The organism is Rhodanobacter sp. T12-5, from assembly GCF_008329435.1.
In the GTDB taxonomy this organism is placed as follows: Bacteria; Pseudomonadota; Gammaproteobacteria; order Xanthomonadales; family Rhodanobacteraceae; genus Rhodanobacter.
The window spans coordinates 750,052-771,225 of record NZ_NPKN01000001.1; the positions used below are offsets into that span (position 1 = coordinate 750,052).

Sequence of the window (21,174 nt, forward strand, 5' to 3'; positions counted from 1 at the left end):
GGGGGCGGAGAAAAATCGAATGGAATTAATTTCCTGCGCCCCTTTTTTTCCTCGCTTCCTCTTAGTTGATGATTTCACCCATGCCCGTTTCGATGCGACTTCTCAATTGCTGGATGAACCCCGGGTCGTAGGGTTCCCAGCTTTCAAGTTCGCCAATGATCTTTAAAGGAAAATCACTCCGGTATGACTGAGTTGGGTTGCCTGGGAACTTCTTGTTTGTGACATTCGGGTCATCTTCGAATTTTCCCGTCGGTGCAATGACATAAACTCGCGGCCTTCCATCACCCTTGGCCATTTCAGCAGCAAGACCAGCTCCCTTTGGCAAGGCTGTGAAATAGATGTGATTCATCACAATCCTATCGTCGTAGTTGGATATGAAACCTGGAGTTAACAAATCGCCGACCGATAGGCTTGCCTTTGTACCGTGGTAGAACGGACCAGCCACCGAATCGCAGTTTTCATGGGAGACGGGAATCCACTCGTCATCATGCATTATCCGGGTTACCTCACGCTTTCTGCCCTATCGACAGGGTGGCGATTCTAGTTCCCACCTCGGGCCTTGTCGCAAGCCTCCGTGGCTGGTATAAATTCGTAGTGGGAGGCGCAATGCGCCTCCTTTCTTATTTTGGGTGCCACCACATCTTTCGTGGTGGACATTCAGGATCATCCGGTGCTTGGGTCAAGCGGTAGTTCGTGCCTGAGGGTCGCTATCTCCTGGCCGCGTGGCACGCCCGGCCCGAGAAAGCCTTCGTCTTGCCGGCCTGCAGTTCACGCCGTCGACGCCCAGAACCCCTGCACCCATGCCGATGTCGCGGATCACCTGACTGAGCTGCGCACCCGGGAGACGGGTCAGGGCGACGGCTTCGCGTGTGAGCTCGTCGTTGAACTTTCTTCGCTTGGACATGACACTCTTTTTTTTGGCCATGATCGGCCTTCATGGAAGTGCCCGCATCAACGGGGTAGAACCCCACTGACCATGACGTAATACCCATCAGGATCGCGCAGAGCGAATTCTCTGGTGCCCGTGTTGGGACTGACATTAGGCTCCTCCGCAAGCGCGGCTACAAGAGAGCATGCGCGAGACAGCGTCCCATCAAAATCATCCACGCGGAAAAAAAGAAGCAGCCCGTTACCAGGCTCCGCGCGTTCCGGACTGGCGAGGGATGGATGCTCGTGGTCTCCCCACCGATGAAGGCAGAGTAGGACGGTCCCGTCTGTGTCGATGATCTGCCCAAAATAGGCATGGGCCGGCTGCGCGGCAGGCAGCCCCAAAAGCGACTGATACCACGCGAAGCTGCGAGTAACGTCAGTGACACCGATGATTGTCCACAAGCGCTTCATAGTTGGTTCTGCGGCCTAACGCTGGAGTTGAGCGGCGCGCGGCTATTCGCGCGTCCGCTTGGACGATTGGTTAGAACGACCGGCCGGGAACATCGCCCCGGTTGACGCTCCAAAATGTACTACCAGAATGTTTGCGGTCGACAAAGTAGTGATGGTTCTTGCTCGAGATTGCGTCTATGGCGGCGGCAGCGGCAGCGCGGGTCTTGGGATCTGGGTGAACTTGCAGTGACGTGAGCTGGGGAATGACGTCGGGCCGCAGCGAGTACGCCAAGATTGAACAGGCATATTCCCGAACGATGTATGAGCGGTCGGACAGTGCTGATAGCGCGAGTGACACGACATCTTGACGCACCCGAGCATAACGAGGGAGCCAAAAAAGAATCCTGGCTCGACCGCTGCCTCGCCGTATGAGTAGATATGCGCTCGCAAGCAAGGGAATTAAGGGCTCAAGGCCGTGCTGTTGAAACAAGCGATGCTCGGCCTGGCCAACGTCACCGCCCTTAACCTGGCTATACAGCGCTACAAGCTCATCAACTGTAGGCAGAGACATAAGAGTTCTAACGCTGGAGTTGAGCGGCGGCGTAGCCGTCCGCCTCGAACGAGTGGTTAGGTGGCCACTCGGTGAACCACGAATTGAAAGTACAGAAATGCGCAAACCGCCAAGGCGCAAATTGCAAATTGCACCTTGCGCAGGAACATGTATCGGTCAGCATTGATAGTGAGCCCGACGTCGTGCAGATGTTTGTAACCACGCTGAGATAACCACATTGATAATTCGCTGTACTCTGTAGGTGGCCGCACGTCTAAATTTATTGGTCTCGAAGTAGCGTAGTCCCTAAATCTCGTGAAATATGTGGGTTCTGGGCTGCCCATTGCAAGCCATAAAGGCATATCAACTTGCTTTAGACGCGCCACTACACGCCTTAGGCTGATCTGCATTGCGACGTACGTGATCAGGAAAGCCGCGCCCGCCAAGATTATATATACAGTGGGTATGTAGTCGATCATGGGCACCTAACGCTTGAGGTAAGCGGCGGCGGAACGCCGTCCGCTTGACCGAGTTGTTGGGCGGCAGGCACCACGTTCGCGATGCAATGGCGGCCAACGGAGATCCAATAATGGAATCATCCGTTGCGTCGCATTATTGGGTGAGAAACATGCCAACAACTTTGGCGTCCTTTGCGTTGAGGTCAATTTCGAGTCCACCACCTATGACATCGTGGCCGAGTGGCTTCTCGCGAACATGCCATACCCCGTTAGACAAAGTCGCGATCATGCTCTGTTGCCAATAAAGCTCCGAGACCTTCGGCAAGGTGGGATTTGTTGAGAACCAGATGGCACGAGCAATTGTTATTGCTGCTACGCCGTTTCTGATAACACCTTGCGATGGAGGCTCCCACGTAACCCGATTGTCCTTTGTGCCGGAGTGCCAAGTGGCACACGCGGAGACGCACAGCACAATCAACACTGGTGCACTACGAAGAAAGGCAGTCATTGTGTCACGTGATCTCATGCTCCTGCATTCCACCCGGATTACTTTAACCGATGCCGTCCACTGCCGCCCAACGCTGGAGTTGAGCGGCGGCGGAGCCGTCCGCCTCGAACGAGTGGTTAGGTGCCGCCCGCTTACGGTACATAGACTAGATGAATCTGCATGAGGAAGCCCGGATTGGCCTCATTTACTCGTACGTGCAACACCAAATCGCTTTGACCCTCCTCTTGTGTCCAGAGGTCTACTAGAGCATCCCAGTGGTCGCCGTACCAGATACAGACGGAAGAACCCCAGGTTGTGTCTGGCAATGCTATGAGTGTCGCGCCGTAGTCCTGAAGATATTCGCGGATGCACGAAGCGGTCTCGGCGGATACCGGTGCGACGTTGGCCACCCTTTTCTCTAACCCGTAGTCACCAGCGACGAAAGCCTCAACGATGGCACTGAGAGTTTCTCGCCACGCCGTCGGGATCGGTCCCTCAGCCTCATTTTTGAGCGCGATAACTTCGCCGTTGGGACTCGTACTCTTCATGCTGCGAGGCGTTCCATTGCGGCACCTAACGCAAAAGTTGACCGGCTGCGGCGTGCAGCGCTCGGTTGTCGCGACATCCTATACCCGCAGTCCGGTCGAACGCATAGTTCGGGAGCGAGAGTGGCGGGGGCCCGATGGCTTGATCTGGTCGTGTCATTTCCGATAGCGGACCGCAGCGACGACGCTGTGCGTCTGAAACCAGCAAGGCGCCTGTGGCGGTCGGATCAACACAGTTATCCGACCGCCACAGGCGCCTTGCTGAGTATGCGTGGTCGCGCAGCTTCGTCAATCAGGGTGCACCGATATCTTACGCAGCGACTTTCCCCTGAAACGTGTCCGCCGCTCTTGATGCCGAACGCTTATTAGACCCCACATCGGGTCATAAGCACTGATGGTGGGCCGTCTGGTGGCCACGCGTCAACCGCAAATATTCTCGTTCGGTCAGGGTGTTGCGCCATAGCCGGTGTTCTGGGCGACGTAAATCCTTCATTTGCTTATTGCGCCACTTGAGGTCATAACGCTTATCACCTCGTTTCCGCAGCATATGCACGGTTTCAGCGTTCTGGATGCCCTCGTTCGTCCATCAGCCGTGTCAGCTCCGCGACCAGGTCCGCACGCTTCGCCACCGCATCCAGCAGGTAGACCTGCACGTCGTGCGCGGCGACGTCGGCGTGCAGGCTGCCGCCCTCGGACACATTGATCGCAGCGCCGCTGAAAGCTGACGTCCAGCGACCGGCCTGCAGATAATCGCTGACGTCGAACTGCGCAGTGGTATCGCCCTTGTTGAGCAGCACCAGCGCGATCTGGTGCATGTCGCCTTTCTGGTACACGCGATAGAACGCGGCCTGGTTGCCGGCGAAGCGGAGCGGCAGCATCAGGCCGCGTTGCAGGGCGGGTGTCTTCTCGCGCAGCGAGGCGATGCGCTTGAGATGCTGATAGATCGGACTCTTCGATGCGGCGTCGACACGCTGCTGGCCGTAGTAGTTGCGGTTGCCCTGATGTTCGGCCTTGCCGCGTTCGAAGCCGGTTTCGGAGCCGTAGTAGATGGCGGGGATGCCGCGCGCGGTGAACAGCCAGTTGTTGGCGTCGATGAAGCCGTTGTCGCTGGCGTCCAGGCGCGCCATGTCGTGGTTGTCGTAGAAGGTGACCAGTTCGTAGGGATTCGCGTAGGGGCCGTTGGTGAGGTACAGGCGGTCGAGCAGTTTGGCGTAGTCGCTGCCGGGGTGTTCGAACACGTCGGCGATGCGGCCGCGCAGCGGGAAGTCGAGCACGCTGATGCCGCCGTTCTGCGGCCAGGTGTACTGGCCGATGTTGTCCGGGCTGTAGTCGAAGGCTTCGCCGAACATGAAGAAGCCGGGATGCCTGGCGCGGATGCGCGCGGCGAACTGTTTCCAGAAGGTGGTGGACATGTGGCTGATGGTGTCGATGCGGAAGGCATCGGCGCCCTGGTCGGCCCACTGCAGGTAGGCGCCGACGAAATATTCCAGCACGGCCGGGTTCTGATCGTCGTTGTTGGACAGCTGCACCAGGTCGTCGTACGCGTGATAGAAGCGGTGCAGCGGATTGCGCACGGGGTCGAGCCGGTACGGCGGCAGGTTCTGTTCGTCGGCGACCAGCTTGCCGGCCTTGTCGTAGATCTGGCCGAACATCGGCTGCGCCTTCGGCATCGTGAAGGCGGGCGAGCCGTGGTTGGCGACGATGTCCTGCACCACCTTGAGTCCATCCTTGTGCATCGCTGCGGTGAACTGGGCGAAGTCGAGACCCTTGCTGGGCAGGTGTTCGTCGAGCTTGTAGAAGTTGACGCCCCAGTAGCCGTGGAAGCCGGTCTTGCCACGGTCGGTGAATTTCGAGCCCCAGCTGACCGGGTCGCCGCCGGTGAACGCCTCGTTGGGGTTGTCCACGATCGGCGTGATCCACACGGCGCCGAAGCCCATGCCGCGGATGTAGCCGGCGTTGTCCAGCACGCCCTTGAAGTCGCCGCCGAGGTAGCCGATGTTGGCGCTCTGGCCTTTCGGTGCGCCGGGCACCGGGATGTCGAAGGTGGGGTGCGCGCCGCCCTGGTCGCGCTGGTCGTTGGACGGATCGCCGTTGACGAAGCGGTCTGTCATCACGAAGTAGATCGCGTTGGATGCGAACGGTGCGTCGGTGCCGACGAAATCGGGCGGCGTGCTGGCGGCGTGGGCGAGGCCGGCGGCCAGCATCATCGCGAGGGCCGGGAATGCGGTTTTGCGAAGCATGTATGCGTCCTGTTGCAGCAAAGGTGGGGGCGCTGTGGGAGCGACTTCAGTCGCGATGCTTTTCGAATACCCGGCTGAGAGCATCGCGACTGAAGTCGCTCCCACAGGGCTAGCCTGCCGGCAATGGTTCGGTGCTGGCCTCCGGCTCGTGCACGCGCAGCGTGAACAGCCCGGCGATCAGCAGGCAGACGCCGCCAAGCGCCAATGCCCAGATCGGCTGGTTGTGGAAGCACAGTCGCAGCAGCAGGCCGAGCACGCTGGCGGCCAGCAGTTGCGGGATCACGATGAAGAAATTGAAGATGCCCATGTAGACGCCCATCTTCGCCGCCGGCAGGTTGTCCGACAGCAGCGCGTACGGCAGCGACAGGATCGAGGCCCAGGCGAAACCGACGCCGACCATCGAGGCGAGCAGCCACTGCGGGTCGCGGATATACAGGAACGACAGCAGCCCCGCGCCGCCCAGGCACAGGTTGATCAGGTGGCTGATGCGAATGCCCCAGCGACGCACCATCAGCGGAATCACCACGGCGGCGACCGCCGCGAATCCGTTGTACGCGGCGAACAGCACGCCGACCCAGTTGGCGCCTTCGTTGTACAGCGCCGAGCCGACGTCGGTGGTGCCGTAGATGGTCTGGGTCACGCCCGAGGTGGTGTAGATCCACATCGCGAACAGGGCGAACCAGGAGAACAGTTGCACCCAAGCCAGCCGGCGCATCGAGGTGGGCATGCCATAGAGATCGGCCATCACTTCGCGCAGCATGCCGCTGCTGCGGGTGCGGCTGAGCCAGGCGAACAGCAGGCCGGACACGATCAGGCCGCCGGCCAGCACGTAGACCTCTTTCTCCAGCGCGAAATGCCGGATCGCGAACAGCACCGCGATGCCGACCAGCAGCAGCACCACGCCCAATCGCCAGGCACGCGAGGTGTCCGCTGCCGGTTGCTGCGCGACGTCGTCGGTGAACGATTGCAACTGTGCAGGCGGATATTCGCGCGTGCTCAGGATCGTCCACAGCACCGCGCCCAGCAACACCGCACCGCCGGCGTAGAACGCGTACTTCACGGTGTCGGGAATGCCACCGTGCGGGGCCACGTTGGCCACGCCGAACCGCGCCAGCAGCCACGGCAGTGCGGAGGCGACCACCGCGCCGATGCCGATGAAGAAACTCTGCATCGCGTAGCCGGTGGGGCGTTGCTGCGTCGGCAACTGGTCGCCGACGAAGGCGCGGAATGGCTCCATCGATACGTTGATCGACGCGTCCAGGATCCACAGCAGGCCGGCGGCCATCCACAGCACCGGTGCGTTCGGCATCCACAGCAGGGCGAGGGAGGCGAATATCGCCCCGACGAGAAAATACGGTCGGCGCCGACCCAGCCGGTTCCAGGTGCGGTCGGAGAAGTGGCCGATGATCGGCTGCACGATCAGGCCGGTCAGCGGCGCAGCGATCCACAGAGCAGGGATGTCGTTCACGTCGGCGCCCAGGGTCTGGAAGATCCGGCTGACGTTCGCGTTCTGCAGTGCGAAGCCGAACTGGATGCCGAGGAAACCGAAGCACATGTTCCAGATCTGCCAGAACGACAAGGTCGGCTTGGTATTCAAGGTTGCGCGGTCCTTCATCGGGTGGCCTGGCGGGTGGCGATCGGCGCGATCAGCAGGTCACGCACTTCGGCCTGGTTCAGCGGGCCGGCGCTGCCACCGGCACCGCCGGTGTAGTGGGCGAAGTGGGCGAGGTAGCTCATGTTGAAGCCGTCGTCGAGCGCGAAGCGGCAGGTGCTGCCGACGTTCGCGCTGAAGCGGCCCCAGCTCGACTGCTGCGTGCGCACGCTGTGCGGCATCACGATCGGCAGGCGCTGCTCGTCGCTGCCGCTGCAACGAATCACCAGCATCTTCACCGCGGCGGTGATGCCGGTATTGATCGGGCCGTGGTCGTTGGCGTAGTCGAGTGCAACACGGAAGTTGCCGTTGGCCGGGGCCGTCCACGTGCGTGGCCAGCTGCCGCCGATCTTTGCCACCTTGCCCACGCAGGTGGTCGGACTGTGCAGCGATTCGAGACCGTGCGTATCCGCGCGGGTGACGCTGATGCAGGTGAGGCCCGGTTGCTGCGCGAGGTGGCCGTTGCCGTCGATGCTGCCATGGGCCTGCCCGTTGACGTAGAGCTGCACCTTGCCGTCAGCGGTGATCTTCCAGCTGTCGCCGTCGGCCCGCACCGAGGGGGCGGCGGGGGCGATCGGCGCGTACAGCGACGCGTCGGTGCGCAGCGGCGCGTCGGGCACCTGTACTGACTTGAGCCTAACCGTGGTGGCGGTGCCTTCGGTGGTGGTGCGATCGGCAACCAGCAGGTTGCCGGCATGGCTCTGCGGAAGTTGCAGCGTGATGCTGCGGTCGTGCAGCTTCAGCGTGATCGAGCGGCGCGTGCCGAACAGCATCGGCACCAGCGCGGTCGGCAGCTTCGGTTCCACGCGGCCGTCCTCGGCAAGGCCGAACACGCCCTCGGTGACCACCGCGAAATAGGCGGCCACCGACCACAACTGGCGCGGCGAATTCACCACCGGGCCGCTGAGCTTGCCTTCGTCGACGTGCTGGCCCTGGGTCAGCAGCTCGTAGTTCTCCATGTTGGAGCCGTACAACGCGGCACCGCGCATCACCGATTCGATTTCGTGCGCGATGCGTGCGGGCTGGTCGAGCTGGCGCGCGGCGCGCAGCGCGTACGCGCTGACGAACGGCCAGATCGCGCGGTTGTGGTAGATCGGCTGGTTGGAACGCTCCGGCCAGATCACCGGGCTGCCGGCAGGCCAGGTCGGGTAATTCGCCAGCGTCTGCCGTGCACGTTCGCCGTCGGCTACGCCGCTGGTGATCGCCAATGAAATGCCGAGCAGGTCGTAGGTGTCGTACGGCGTGCCGTCGCCGCCGATGTAGCTCATGTACATGCCGCGATCGGCGCGCCAGAAGTGGGCATTGATCGCCGCCTTCAGGGCGATGGCCTGTGCACGGTAGCCGGCGGCTGCGCGCGTGTCGTGATGTTGCGTGGCCAGCGTGGCGGCGAGCTGCAACGCCTGGTAGTGCAGCACGTTGGTGGACAGCGCATACGACTGCGCGATGAAACCCACCGCGTCGGCCGTCCATGCCGGATAGCTCTGCTCGCGCCAGTCGAGGAACGAGGTCTCGCCGCGATACAACCCGAACGTGGCGTCGAAGGCGTATTGCCGATCCTGCGCCAGCGTATCGCCGAGCGCCTTGTACACGTCGCCGGCAAACGCCTTGTCGTCGAGCAGGTGGCGTGCGCCGAGAAACCACACCACGCGATCGGTGCTGATCGGCCAGCTGCCGCCCGAGCCGGTGTCCTGCATCGGGTACAGGCCCTGCGGTGCCGTGGCGACGCGCACGCCCGACAACTTGAACTTCAGCCCGTTGCGCGAACGTGCGGGATCGAATCGCCACAGGCCGAGGTCGATCGAATACGACAGGTCGCGCGTCCAAACGTATGGCCACTTCAGGCCGGTCTCGAAGCACTGGCAGGGAATCGGCTGGCCGTGATCGAACGCGCCGTCGCGGATCGCACCGACCGAATCCTGCTTCAGGTCGTCCTGCGCCATCGCGAACAGGCCGTCGAACAACGGACTGGCGGTGTCCGCCTGCATCGGCTGCACCGCGATCACACGCTGGCCGTAGGGCCAGGCCAGCGTGTAACCGTGCTGCGCATCGCCGCTGATGCCGACGTGCACGCCGTGCCAGTCCAGTCCGTCCTGCCAGGCTGGCGCGGCGGCGCCGGCGGCCATCGCGGTGGCCAGCAGCAGGCTCAGCATGGCGCGGCCACGTGAGGTTGGGTACGGGTAATTCGGATCATCGACATGAGCCCTCCGGCGGCTGTTATGTCACGGCGCGGCATATCCCGCATGCTGCGGTTGCAACATCGACGACGGGCTGGTGTGTCCCTGCATGGTAGGTAGCGTCGCAATGCAGCAACCAGTGGTTGCATACGTATTCATGCGGCGGATCGTAACGGGCAAGGCCCGCCGCCATACTTGGGGGCCCATGCATCGCCGGCGACGAGTTCTTGTAAAGCGGCAGGCGATGGCGGCATAGTCGATCGACAGCAGCAACGACACCGGAGATTCCATGCGGGTCCGCCTCGAAGATGTGGCGCGCGCGGCGAGCGTATCGCCCAAGACGGTGTCCCGCGTGCTCAACGACGAGGCCAACGTAAGCGACGAAACGCGCAAGCGCGTGCTGGCCGCGATGGAGGCGATGGACTATCGCCCGCATCCGTCGGCGCGCAGCCTGGCCGGCAACCGCTCGTTCGTGGTGGCGATGCTGTACGACAACAACGACAACCCGGCCTCGACCTACCTGGCCGAGATCCAGGACGGCGTGCTCGAGGCCTGCGATGCGCACCGCTACAGCATGATGGTGCGCCCGCTGCGCATGCGCAGCGACGACTTCATCCGCCGGCTCGACGCACTGATCTCAGATCATCACCCCGACGGCGTGGTGCTGACGCCGCCGATCACCGACTACGCGCCGCTGCTGAAACGCCTGCGCGAACGCAACGTGCCGTATGCCAGCGTGTCGCCGCAGGGCGATGACGGCATCGGCGTGCGCATGGACGAGCAGGCCGCGGCCCGGGCGATGGTGGAACATCTGCTGGCGCTGGGCCATCGGCGCATCGCCCACCTCATCGGCATCGCCGATCACGGCGCCAGCCGCTGGCGACTGGCCGGCTACCGCGAGGCGATGGCCGCCGCCGGCCTGCCCGAGGACCCGGCGCTGGTGGTGCAGGGCGCGTTTACCTTCGGCTCCGGCGTTGCCGCCGCACGCGAGTTGTTCGCATTGAAGTCGCGGCCCACCGCCGTGTTCGCCGCCAACGACGACATGGCCACCGGCGTGATGTGGGCCGCCGGCGAATACGGGCTGAAGGTGCCGCACGACCTTTCCGTCTGCGGCTTCGACGACACCCCGCTGGCACGCCAGCTGTGGCCGGCGCTCACCACCGTGCAGCAGCCCAGCCGCGAGATGGGCCGGCTGGCTGCGCTGCAACTGCTGAACGTGCTGCGCGGGCGTGGCCCGGGGCAGCTGGTGCAGGTGCCGTTCTCGCTGCAGGTCCGGGACTCGACCGCGCGGGTTCCCTGAGTTCGTCGCTGCCGGATATCGCGACGCTTCCGTAGGAGCGACTTCAGTCGCGAGGGTGCGCAAGGCGCACCGCTTTCACCTCTCGACATGTATCTGCCCGCGCCGATGACGGGGCCGCTCTGGCGGCCCCTCGCGACTGAAGTCGCTCCCACAGGAAAAGCGGCGTGCGGGTCGGATTGGCTGCCGCGGGCATGTTGCGCAGCAAATTGACAGCGCTGTCATACGTGCCACTATGCGGTTTCGACGCGCGCCGCCGGCGCGCCAGCCTGGAGCCCCGCCCGTGCCCTTGTCGCCCCCGTCGCCCCTGTCCCTGCGTCGTCTCTTCCTGGCCGTATCACTCGCTGGCGTGCTGCTCATGCCCATTCATTCCGCCTCGGCCGACGCTGCCGCTACCGTCCATCCCGAGCAGTGGCCGCAGGGCCACTGGCCGCTGCCGCCGGATCCGGCGCTCGAAGCCCGGGTCAAGGCGTTGCTGGCGAAGATGTCGGTGGAGGACAAGGTCGGCCAGATGATCCAGGCCGACATCAAGTACGTGACCCCGGACGACGTGCGCCAGTACCGCCTCGGCTCGATCCTGGCCGGCGGCAACTCCGGCCCGGATGGCGGCCAGTACGGTACGGCCGCGCAGTGGCAGAAGTTGTCCGATGCGTTCTATCGCGCGTCGATGGATACCTCGGGCGGGCGGCTGGCGATTCCGGTGCTGTTCGGCATCGACGCGGTGCACGGCCACAACAACCTGGTCGGCAGCACGCTGTTCCCGCAGAACGTGGGCCTGGGCGCCACGCGCGATGCGCAGCTGATCCACGCGATCGGCGAGGTCACCGCGCGGGAGTTGCGCGCCAGCGGCATCAACTGGACTTTCGCGCCCACCCTCACGGTGCCGCAGGACGGGCGCTGGGGCCGCGCCTACGAAGGTTATTCGCAGAACCCGGCGCTGGTGGCGCAGTACGCCGGCGCGATCGTGGAAGGTCTGGAAGGCAAGCTGGGCACGCCGCATTACCTCGATGCTCATCACGTGATCGCCACCGCCAAGCATTTCGTCGGCGATGGCGGCACCAGGGACGGCAAGGATCAGGGCGACGCCGAGGTCAGCGAAGCGGTGTTGCGCGACGTGCACGCAGCCGGCTATCCGCCGGCAATCAGGGCCGGCGTGCAGGTGGTGATGGTCTCGTTCTCCAGCTGGAACGGGGTGAAGATGGCCGGCAACAAGGCGCTGATCACCGACGTGCTGAAGGGCCGCATGGATTTCGGCGGGATCGTGCTGGGCGACTGGAATGCGCACGGCCAGGTGCCCGGCTGCACCAACGAGGATTGCCCGGTGGCGTACAACGCCGGGCTGGACATGCTGGAGGCGCCGGATTCCTGGAAGGGCCTGTACAAGAACACGCTGGCCGAGGTGAAGTCCGGGGTGATCCCGATGAGCCGCGTCGACGATGCAGTGACCCGCATCCTGCGCGTGAAAATGCGGCTGGGCATGTTCGAGGCCGGATTGCCGTCGGGCAACCCGCTGGCGGTCGATTCGGCAAACGTGGTCGGCAGCCCTGCGCATCGTGCGCTGGCACGCCGCGCGGTGCGCGAGTCGCTGGTGCTGCTGAAGAACGACGGCGTGCTGCCGATCGATCCGCGCAAGCACGTGCTGGTTGCCGGCGACGGCGCCGACAACATCTCCAAGCAGAACGGCGGCTGGACGCTGACCTGGCAGGGCACCGGCCTGACCAACGCGAACTTCCCGGGTGCTACCTCGATCTTTGACGGCATCAGCGCGCAGATGAAGGCGGCTGGCGGCACGGCGGAATTGTCGCCCGACGGCAACTACAAGCAGCGGCCCGATGTCGCCATCGTGGTGTTCGGCGAAGACCCTTATGCGGAATTCCAGGGCGACCTGCCGAACCTCGCGTACCGACCCGGAAACGATCACGACCTCGACCTGCTGCGCCGTCTGCGCGGGCAGGGCATTCCGGTGGTGGCGGTGTTCCTCACCGGACGCCCGTTGTGGATGAACCGCGAGATCAACGCTTCCGATGCGTTCGTGGTGGCGTGGTTGCCGGGCAGCGAAGGCGAGGGCATCGCCGACGTGCTGTTGCGCGCTCGCGGTGGCATCGCGCACGATGGCATCGTCCATGACTTCCGCGGCAAGCTGGCGTATGCGTGGCCGCGCACGGCGGCGCAGATTCCAGTCGCCGCGGCGCAGCGCGGCGAGCAGCCGCAGTTTCCGTATGGCTTCGGCCTGACCTATGCCGATCGCGGCGACACCGGCCCGTTGTCCGAGGATGCCGGGATCGAACTGAGCAGTGCGCGCGCCGGCGTCTACTTCATCCACGGCAAGCCGGCGCAGGGTTTCGCGTTGCGCCTGACCGGCACCGACGGCGCAGCCGCCAACGTCACCGCCACGCCGGCGGCGACGAAGGACGGCAGCCTGCGCATCACCTCGTTCGACTACAAGGCGCAGGAGGATGCGCGCAGCCTGGGGTGGGCGGGCAAGGGCACGGCTCGCGCCGCGCTGGTGGCGCCCACGCCGCTGGACGTGGAGCGCGAGACCAACGGCGACATGCTGCTGGTGACCACGCTGCGCATCGATGCGGTCTCGCCCACCGGCACCACGATCGGCGTCGGTTGCGGCAGCGGTTGCAGCGGCGAGGTCTCGATCGGCCGGCAGCTCGCCAGCCTGCCGCACGGGCAGTGGCTGCGCGTGGGCGTGCCGCTGAAGTGTTTCCGCGAGGCCGGTGCCGACATGACCCGCCTGCAGCAGCCGTTCGAATGGAGCAGCGGCACCGGCGAACGCATCGCCATCACCGACGTGTCGCTGGGCACGGTGGCCGACCAGACGTTGGCGTGTCCGGCCGCGGGCGGGAACTAGTTCGCGAAAGCGATCGCTCCCTGCCTGGCATCGTCGACTGCGCGACATCGCTGAACGATCGAAAATCGAGTGCAGCCAGGGGCCGTCGAAGGCTGCCTTGGCAAAGTTTGTCGCGCGTCGCGAAGCGAGTGCCGGCGGGGAGTGACTGAATCGGATTATCGGGGCAGGGCGACGCCGATGTCCGCGTTGCCCATCGCAAGTCCCGCTTGCCACATATCAGGCGTCCGTCGTCGCTGGCGCGGCTACACTCAAACCTGATGAACATGCTGCCTCGCCCACCTTCGACGGATGTCCGCGCTGACTACGGCGCGACGTTCCCTCAGAAAAGCATGGCCGCGTTGTGGGCTTTGTGGGCAGTGTTCTGGCTGCTCATGATCGGCGTTTCCATCGAGGATCAACTCCGTAATCCGCTCACCCGGTGGTGGGAGCCCGTCCTGACGGAGGGGAGTTCGGCGCTAGTGTCGACCGGATGGATGTGGCTTGCCGTCCGGGTTCGCGAGCGCCATGTGCCCTATCTGGACAAGCCGCTGGTCTGGTTCGCCAGCTACTTGCGGTGGTTGCCGTTGATCTTCGTCACGTGGATTACGGCGGTTTACACGATACGACATGGCGTCTACGCCGCCGTGGGCCGCACCTACGAGCATCCAGGCTGGGGCTTCGTCTCTGTATACGAGAGCATCAAACTGACGATTTTTGCGGGACTGTGGCTCGGGATCCTGTTTGGCATCGATTCCTATGGACAGTGGCAACTCCAGCGGCACCGTCTGTTGCAAACGCAGAAAGCGCTGGCCGAGGCGCAGCTTGCGCAGCTTCAGGGTCAGCTGCGGCCGCATTTCCTGTTCAACGCACTCAACACCGTCTCGGCCCTGATGCATACGGATGTGGCGCGGGCCGACCGTCTGGTGGCGGCGCTCGGGGATCTGCTGCGTATCAGTCTTCGATCCATTGAGCATGAGATGACGCCGCTCGCTGAAGAACTTCGCACGCTTGAGCTATACGCGGACATCATGCACGAGCGGTTTCGGGATCGCGTGACACTGAGCTGGCAGACCGATCCGACGCTCCTCGACATTCCCGTTCCGGCGCTACTGCTGCAGCCCTTGCTTGAGAATGTGTTCAAACACGGTGTCGAGCCTACGGTGATGCCCGTACGCATCCATATCAGCGTTCTGCGCGAAAGCGACTCGCTGGCAATCGCCGTGAGCAACTCGAGCTCCATGCTGGCACCGGAGCATCGTGACGGGGTGGGATTCCGCAACTGCCGGGAGCGGCTGGGCATCATCTACGGCGATGCAGCGTCCCTGCGGGTCCGCAACGAGGACGACGGCGTTGCCGCGCGCGTCTTGATACCGCTGGCGGATACCGTCCAGTGATCCGCGTCGTGATCGCCGACGATGAGGCGCCGGCCCGCGAGAAGCTCGAACGCGGGGTAGGCGAACAACCGGATATGGCAGTCGTCGGATCGGCTGAGGACGGATTGTCTGCGGCGCAGTGTATCGAGCAACTCCGCCCGGAAGTGGTCTTTCTTGATGTCCAGATGCCGACCTTGTCGGGACTCCAGGTCGCCGCACAGCTCGAGCCGTCGAATGCACCGCTGATCGTGTTCGTGACTGCATTTGACGAACATGCGGTGAAGGCGTTCGATCTCAATGCGGTCGACTATCTGCTCAAGCCTTACGACCTGGATCGTTTTGCGCGAACCGTGCAACGCGTCAGGGAGCGACTGAACGCCCATGAGTCGGGCGCAACAGCGGTAGCGGTTGGACGAGCACGGGCACTTTCCTGCGAGCGCTTGCTCGTGCCGGATGGCGAGCGGCTACAGCTGATCGATGCGGCATCCGTCGAATGGCTCGAAGCCGACGACAACTACGTCCACGTGCACACGGCTGCGCGCAACTACCTGTTGCGCAGGACACTGCAGGATCTGCTGTCCCAGCTGGGGGAACAGCGCTTCGTGCGCATCCACAAGTCGACAGCGGTGAACCTCGATTCTGTCGCATCGCTCACCCCCCTCTTCAAGGGCGACTACGAAATCCATCTGCACAACGGCCGCATTCTCCGGCTCAGCCGACGGTATCGCGACGCGTTGTTCGCCCGCATGGGTCGATAACGTCCGGCTCACCACGCCGACGTCTCCATTCACCCCCAATCTGCTGCTGCCTTGGTGCTGCCGGATCAAGCTGCAGTGAAGGGAAGCGTGTGGGTCGTACACGCTCCCGTTTGCAGAAGCGGAAGTGAATGAAGGGGAAAGGAATGTTCGGCTACTACTTTGACCTTGCCTTGCGCAGCCTCCGACGCAACAAGGTGCTCACCGCGCTGATGGTGATGGCTATAGCGCTGGGCATCGGTACCAGCATGACCACGCTGACCGTACTGCACGTGCTGTCAGGCGATCCGTTGCCAGGGCGCAGCAGCACGTTGTATGCGCCGCAGCTTGATCCACGCGACATGGGTGACTATCAAGCGCAGGGCGAACCACCGGATCGAGTCACCTGGATCGACGGCATGAACCTGTTGCAGGCGAAGCGGGCGGATCGCCAGGCGCTGATGACAGGCGGTTCGGTGGCTATCCAGCCAGCGCAGTCCGCGTTCGATCCATTTTACGAGACCGCGCGCTATACCACGGCCGATTTCTTTCCCATGTTCGGTGTGCCGTTCCGGTACGGCCATGCCTGGGGCGCGCCGGAGGATGCGGCCAGCGCAGCCGTGGTCGTGATCAGCAGCACGCTCAATGACAAGCTGTTCGGTGGTCGCGACAGCCGCGGACGCATGCTGCGCGTGGAGGGTCATGCCCTGCGCATCATCGGCGTGCTGGGTGACTGGCGGCCGAATCCGCATTTCTACGATCTCAACCTGAAGAGCTACGGTGGGGACGAAGGCGTCTACCTGCCGCTGTCCACCTCGCAGGATCTGCATCTGGCGCATGTCGGCGGTGCCGATTGCTGGGGCAATGGTGGTGACGGCGCCACTCCCGCGCATACGGCACCCTGCGTGTGGCTGCAGTTCTGGGTGCAGTTGGATACGCCGACCCGGGTTGCCGCGTACCGGCAGTTTCTGATCCATTACTCGCTGGAGCAGAAGTCGCTGGGCCGCTTTCTGCGTCCGCCCAACGTACGCCTGCGCAATCTGATGCAGTGGCTGGACTACGAGCAGGTCGTGCCTGGTGATGTGCGGTTGCAGAACTGGCTGGCACTGGGTTTCCTGCTCGTGTGCCTGGTCAATACGGTAGGCCTGATGCTGGCCAAGTTCCTGCGCCGCTCCGCCGAACTGGGGGTGCGCCGCGCGCTGGGCGCATCGCGCCGTGCGCTGTTCATGCAGTTGCTGGTGGAGTCCGGTGTGATCGGGCTTGCGGGTGGGCTTGGCGGCCTGCTGCTGGCGTATCTCGGGCTGTGGCTGGTGCGACGACGGCCGGCCGATTACGCGCCGCTGGCACATCTGGATGGCGCGATGCTGGGGATGACACTCGTGCTGGCGGTGGTTGCCAGTCTGCTGGCCGGCGCGCTGCCAGCCTGGCGCGCCTGTCAGATCACTCCCGGCCTGCAACTGAAGAGCCATTGACATGGATATCCGACCGATTCTGTCCACCCTGCGCCGGCACAAGATCACCGCATCGCTGTTGATCCTGCAGATTGCGCTGACCTGCGCCATCGTGTGCAACGCGGTGTTCCTGATCCATCAACGCCTGCAGCAGATCGACATTCCCAGCGGCATCGCCGAGCACGAACTGCTGCAGATAAGGTTTGCGTACATCGGCGATCGACCGAATGCCTATGCGCAGGCTCAAACCGATCTGGCGACACTGCGGCAGATCGCCGGGGTGCAGGCGGTGGCGCTGGCAAACCAGTTGCCGCTGAGTGGTTATTCCATGTCCAACAGCGGCATCAAGCTGCTTCCTCAACAGCAAAAGACCTCGCTCGAAGTGGCCAGCTATTACGGCCAGAACCTGTTGGCTACGCTGGGTGTACGGCTGATTTCGGGGCGAGATTTTCAGCCCGACGAACTGGTCGACCTGAAAACCGCGCTGCCCGCGTTGCACAGTGGCGACATGAAAAATCTGCCGCACACCGTAATCATCGATCAGCCAGTCGCCGCGCGTCTGTGGCCGGGCCAGAACGCGCTGGGCAAGACGATCTACTTTGGCAACGACATACCGATGCAGGTGGTCGGCGTGAGCTCGCCACTGGCACGGCCGGACTCGCTGCAGATGGGCGCCCAGAACAGCATCGTGTTTCCGATACGCCTGACCGCGACGGAGGGCGGAAGCTATGTGATTCGAACCACCACGGGGGATCGCGAGCAGGTGCTGAAATCCGCACTGGCTGCGCTCAAGCGCCTCGATCCCAATCGCATCGTGCTGGAGCAGCGCACCTATGACGAACTACGCCATGGGTACTTCCAAGACGACCGGGCCATGGCCGGCATGCTGGCTGGGGTTATCGCGGCGCTGTTGCTCGTCACCGCGCTGGGTATTGCCGGACTGGCCAGCTTCTGGGTTGGGCAGCGCCGCCGCACCATCGGCGTGCGCCGCGCTCTCGGTGCCACCCGCGGCAACATCCTGCATTACTTCCAGACGGAGAACTTCCTGCTGGCGACAATCGGTATTGCGCTGGGAATGGCGCTGCCCTACGGCATCAACCTGCTCTTGATGATGCGCTACGAATTGCCGCGGTTGCCCGGCATCTACTTGCCGGTCGGCGCGTTGGCTCTGTGGGCCATCGGCCAGCTCGCCGTGCTCGGTCCCGCGCTTCGTGCCGCCGCCGTGCCGCCGGTGGTGGCGACGAGGGGCGATTGAACCTGGAGGCGGATCCAGCGGCGAGGCATCGGTGAAGGAGAAGGATGATTAGCCCGTGTTATCGGGGGTAGGGTGACTTCCCCCTGCTTCGCGGGGGAAGCGAGAGCCACCATTCACAGGCCCCGAGCACGAGCGGAATCGCCAAACGTCTTCAATCACTCGGGAGCGACGGACGGTGTCCGCCTTGCAACGTCGACGGATCGAACCTCTCGCGCATAAAAAAAGGATGCCCCGTTGCCGGGGCATCCAGTGGCGACCGAGGGGAGGGGTCACGTCGCCAGAGGTAACCTGAAACCTAGAACCACACGCCGACGTCGACGCCGTAGGTGCGTGGCGGCAGGTATTGCGAGGTGTAGATGAAGCCGCCGTCCGCGGTGGTGAAGCGGTCGGCACTGGTGCGGACCTTGCCGTCGGTGACGTTCTGCACGTAGGCCGAGACCCACCAGCGGTCCTGCGGCTCGGAGTAGCGCAGCGAGATGTCGCCGCGGCCGTAGGCCTTCTGCTTGTCGCCGTCGCCCAGGTTGAACGTGCTCAGCCACTGCGCGCTCTGGTATTGCGCGGAGATGCGCGGGGTGAGGCGGCCGCCGTTGGGCAGGTGGAAATCGTGTTCGTAGATCGCGGTGAGCGAGGTGTTCGGCGCGTGCGGCAGGTCGTTGCCGCTGACGTCGACGCAGTTGCTGATGCCGGACGCCGGGTCGCAGGCGGGCAGGCCCTGGTAGTCGTTGCTGCCGGCGTACTTGAGCGTGCCCAGCTCCTTCTTCGGGATCGCCGAGAACACCAGGTTGAGCCGGTCGTTCTGGCCCGAAAGCGCCAGCTCGGATTCGAAGCCCATCACCTTGGTGGTGCCCTTGACGTTGGAGAAGCCCAGTCCGCGGTTGCCGTCGGGGTAGGTGATCGGCGCAGCCAGCTGGAAGTTCTTGAACTGCTCGTAGTAGATCGCGCTGTTCCAGGTCAGGTGGCCGTCGAGGAAGCTGAACTTGGAGCCGACTTCGTAGTTGGTCAGCGTCTCCGGCTCGTACAGCGTGCCGGCGTCCTGGGTGCCGCCGGACTTGTAGCCGGTGGATACGCTGGCATACAGCAGGCCGTGCTGGCCCACGTCGCCATCCAGCCGCGCCAGCCAGGTGACCTTGCTCTTGTCGTACTTCGCGTCGTTGACGGTGGATACGTTGAAGCCCACGTTGCCCGGTTCGACGTCCGGCGAGATCGGCACCTGCGGCACGGTCGGATCGTAGGCCCAGCCCCAGCCGCGGCCGCCCTCGTTCTTCTTGGTGTCGTTGGACCAGCGCGCGCCGCCGGTCAGGCGCAGGCCGTCGGTGATGTGCCAGGTGGCCTGACCGAAGAACGCCTTGGACTCCACCGTCTCCTTCGGCTGGATGAACGAGCCCTGCCAGGACACCGTACCCTGCGAGGTGCCGTTGAGAATCGGGATATCGAAGCGGATGTTGTTGTCCTCCGCCGCGTAGTAGGCGCCGAGGATCCAGTCCACCGCGTTGTCGCCGGTCGATTTCAGGTCCAGCTCGTGGCTGTAGTTCTTGTAGTTGGAGAAGTTGGTGCGGTCGGCCTGGTAGGGCGCGCCGGTGGTGAAGCTGGTCGGCACCTGCGCGCCGTTGTCCTGGTCGAAGTTGCTCTTGCCGGAGAAACGGTTGAAGCCGGCGACGTAGCTCAGCGTCATCGAATCGCCGATCTTGAAATCCATCCGGCTGCGCACCGTGTTGGAGTCGCGCTTCAGGTAGGGCGCGGTGTCGATCAGCGCCGACCAGAAATCCTGTCCGGCGCGCGGCTGCTGCATCAGGCTCATGCCGGGCGTGCCGCGATCGCGGAAGTATTCCCAGGACAGGTTCCAGGTGAATGCATCGCTGGGCTGCCACAGTGCGCTGACGCGCGCCGCGCTCTGGTCCTGCGCGTTGTACTTGTCGCCGCCGGTGACGTAGTCGCTGGCGTTGATCGGCTGGAACGTGGCCAGGCTGCCGCCGCTGGCGAGATACGCGGCCTGCTGCTGGGCGAGCGAGGGCAGTTGCTTCGACGGGTTCTGGTAATCCACGTAGCCGTCGTGCTGCTCCTGCGCGATCGCCACGCGCATGCCGAACGTGCTGCTGATCGGCAGGTTCACCATGGCGCGGGTGCCGACATGGCTGTAGCTGCCGGCCTCGATTTGCGCGTTGCCGTAGAAGCCGCTGAGGTCCGGCTTGGCGGTCTGGAAATTGACCACGCCGGCGGTGGAGTTGCGACCCCACAGCGTACCTTGCGGGCCGCGCAGGACTTCCACGCTGTCGATGTCCAGCAACAGGCCGGCGGCCGCTTCCGGGCGCGGCGAGTACACGCCGTCGATGAACATCGCCACTTCCGGGTCGGCGTATTCGGTCTTGGCGCTGTCGTTGCCGATGCCGCGCATGGTCAGGGTGACCACGCCGTGGTCGCCCTGCGAGGTGGCCTGGAAACCCGGCACCAGCTTGGTGATGTCCTGCACGGTCATCACCCGTTCCTTGTCCAGCGTATCGCCGCCGATCGCGCTGATCGCGACCGGCGTTTTCTGCAGCGGCGTCTCGCGCTTGGTGGCGGTGACCTGGATGGCGTCCAGGTCCTGGACTTTCTTGGTCGTCGCCGTCTTTGGCGTGCTCGTGTCCGGGGTCGCATCCTGCCCTGCGGCATGGACGGCACCCGTGGCAAATATGGCGGTCATGGCGACGTACAGTGCCGAGTAGCGTAGTTTCATTTCACCCTCTCCCCAAATCGTCGTGGACATGCGATGCAGTGGTCATGGACATGCGGTAGTCTGTACATGACAGCGCTGTCAATTTTT

At 63.8% G+C, this 21,174-nt stretch carries 13 protein-coding genes; 6 read left to right on the plus strand and 7 right to left on the minus strand.

The features are described from left to right. Positions 1 to 61: 61 nt before the first annotated feature. The 6 genes from arr to CIW53_RS03200 form a co-directional block, all read right to left on the minus strand. Positions 62 to 493 carry an NAD(+)--rifampin ADP-ribosyltransferase gene (gene arr / locus CIW53_RS03170; RefSeq protein WP_149363233.1) on the minus strand — a complete coding sequence of 144 codons (432 nt, stop codon included), beginning with the start codon at positions 491 to 493 and terminating at the stop codon, positions 62 to 64. A 458-nt stretch (positions 494 to 951) separates the two neighbouring features. After that, the gene (locus tag CIW53_RS03175; protein WP_149363234.1) at positions 952 to 1,341 is read right to left on the minus strand and encodes a VOC family protein; all 390 of its coding nucleotides are present in this window, start codon (positions 1,339 to 1,341) and stop codon (positions 952 to 954) included. Positions 1,342 to 2,967: 1,626 nt separating this feature from the next. Beyond that, complete coding sequence (locus CIW53_RS03185; protein ID WP_149363236.1) at positions 2,968 to 3,363, minus strand: hypothetical protein; 396 nt, start codon at positions 3,361 to 3,363, stop codon at positions 2,968 to 2,970. A gap of 554 nt (positions 3,364 to 3,917) precedes the next feature. After that, entirely contained in the window at positions 3,918 to 5,600 is a 1,683-nt protein-coding gene (locus CIW53_RS03190) for an alpha-amylase family glycosyl hydrolase (RefSeq protein ID WP_149363237.1), read from the minus strand. Positions 5,601 to 5,709: 109 nt separating this feature from the next. Continuing rightward, positions 5,710 to 7,197 (minus strand): MFS transporter, encoded by a 1,488-nt coding sequence (locus tag CIW53_RS03195; protein ID WP_242451749.1) that lies wholly within the window; start codon positions 7,195 to 7,197, stop codon positions 5,710 to 5,712. A gap of 14 nt (positions 7,198 to 7,211) precedes the next feature. Continuing rightward, positions 7,212 to 9,401, minus strand: a complete 2,190-nt coding sequence (locus tag CIW53_RS03200; protein ID WP_149363239.1) for a Six-hairpin glycosidase-like protein — start codon at positions 9,399 to 9,401, stop codon at positions 7,212 to 7,214. A 313-nt stretch (positions 9,402 to 9,714) separates the two neighbouring features. On the opposite strand from CIW53_RS03200, the gene CIW53_RS03205 reads away from it, so the two are divergent. From CIW53_RS03205 to CIW53_RS03230, 6 genes are all read left to right on the plus strand, one after another. After that, entirely contained in the window at positions 9,715 to 10,725 is a 1,011-nt protein-coding gene (locus CIW53_RS03205; RefSeq protein WP_149363240.1) for a LacI family DNA-binding transcriptional regulator, read from the plus strand. A 355-nt stretch (positions 10,726 to 11,080) separates the two neighbouring features. Then, positions 11,081 to 13,582 (plus strand): glycoside hydrolase family 3 protein, encoded by a 2,502-nt coding sequence (locus tag CIW53_RS03210; RefSeq protein WP_242451750.1) that lies wholly within the window; start codon positions 11,081 to 11,083, stop codon positions 13,580 to 13,582. 257 nt (positions 13,583 to 13,839) lie between these two features. Continuing rightward, positions 13,840 to 14,955, plus strand: a complete 1,116-nt coding sequence (locus tag CIW53_RS03215) for a histidine kinase (protein ID WP_149363242.1) — start codon at positions 13,840 to 13,842, stop codon at positions 14,953 to 14,955. Then, positions 14,952 to 15,692: a LytTR family DNA-binding domain-containing protein gene (locus CIW53_RS03220; RefSeq protein WP_149363243.1), complete on the plus strand. Its 741-nt coding sequence runs from the start codon at positions 14,952 to 14,954 to the stop codon at positions 15,690 to 15,692. Before CIW53_RS03215 ends, CIW53_RS03220 begins: the two co-directional genes overlap by 4 nt. A gap of 143 nt (positions 15,693 to 15,835) precedes the next feature. Next, positions 15,836 to 17,140 carry an FtsX-like permease family protein gene (locus CIW53_RS03225; RefSeq protein WP_149363244.1) on the plus strand — a complete coding sequence of 435 codons (1,305 nt, stop codon included), beginning with the start codon at positions 15,836 to 15,838 and terminating at the stop codon, positions 17,138 to 17,140. Position 17,141: 1 nt separating this feature from the next. Beyond that, the gene (locus tag CIW53_RS03230) at positions 17,142 to 18,374 is read left to right on the plus strand and encodes an FtsX-like permease family protein (protein ID WP_149363245.1); all 1,233 of its coding nucleotides are present in this window, start codon (positions 17,142 to 17,144) and stop codon (positions 18,372 to 18,374) included. Positions 18,375 to 18,669: 295 nt separating this feature from the next. Here CIW53_RS03230 and CIW53_RS03235 read toward each other — a convergent pair whose 3' ends face one another. Next, the gene (locus tag CIW53_RS03235; protein WP_149363246.1) at positions 18,670 to 21,087 is read right to left on the minus strand and encodes a TonB-dependent receptor; all 2,418 of its coding nucleotides are present in this window, start codon (positions 21,085 to 21,087) and stop codon (positions 18,670 to 18,672) included. Between the last annotated feature and the right edge of the window lie 87 nt (positions 21,088 to 21,174).

Bases quoted from the DNA above. Each gene is read 5' to 3' on its own strand.
- CIW53_RS03225 (WP_149363244.1), top strand. From the start codon at position 15,836: ATGTTCGGCTACTACTTTGACCTTGCCTTGCGCAGCCTCCGACGCAAC.
- arr (WP_149363233.1), bottom strand. From the start codon at position 493: ATGCATGATGACGAGTGGATTCCCGTCTCCCATGAAAACTGCGATTCG.
- CIW53_RS03210 (WP_242451750.1), top strand. From the start codon at position 11,081: ATGCCCATTCATTCCGCCTCGGCCGACGCTGCCGCTACCGTCCATCCC.
- CIW53_RS03230 (WP_149363245.1), top strand. From the start codon at position 17,142: ATGGATATCCGACCGATTCTGTCCACCCTGCGCCGGCACAAGATCACC.
- CIW53_RS03215 (WP_149363242.1), top strand. From the start codon at position 13,840: ATGAACATGCTGCCTCGCCCACCTTCGACGGATGTCCGCGCTGACTAC.
- CIW53_RS03205 (WP_149363240.1), top strand. From the start codon at position 9,715: ATGCGGGTCCGCCTCGAAGATGTGGCGCGCGCGGCGAGCGTATCGCCC.
- CIW53_RS03200 (WP_149363239.1), bottom strand. From the start codon at position 9,401: ATGCTGAGCCTGCTGCTGGCCACCGCGATGGCCGCCGGCGCCGCCGCG.
- CIW53_RS03190 (WP_149363237.1), bottom strand. From the start codon at position 5,600: ATGCTTCGCAAAACCGCATTCCCGGCCCTCGCGATGATGCTGGCCGCC.
- CIW53_RS03185 (WP_149363236.1), bottom strand. From the start codon at position 3,363: ATGAAGAGTACGAGTCCCAACGGCGAAGTTATCGCGCTCAAAAATGAG.
- CIW53_RS03175 (WP_149363234.1), bottom strand. From the start codon at position 1,341: ATGAAGCGCTTGTGGACAATCATCGGTGTCACTGACGTTACTCGCAGC.
- CIW53_RS03235 (WP_149363246.1), bottom strand. From the start codon at position 21,087: ATGAAACTACGCTACTCGGCACTGTACGTCGCCATGACCGCCATATTT.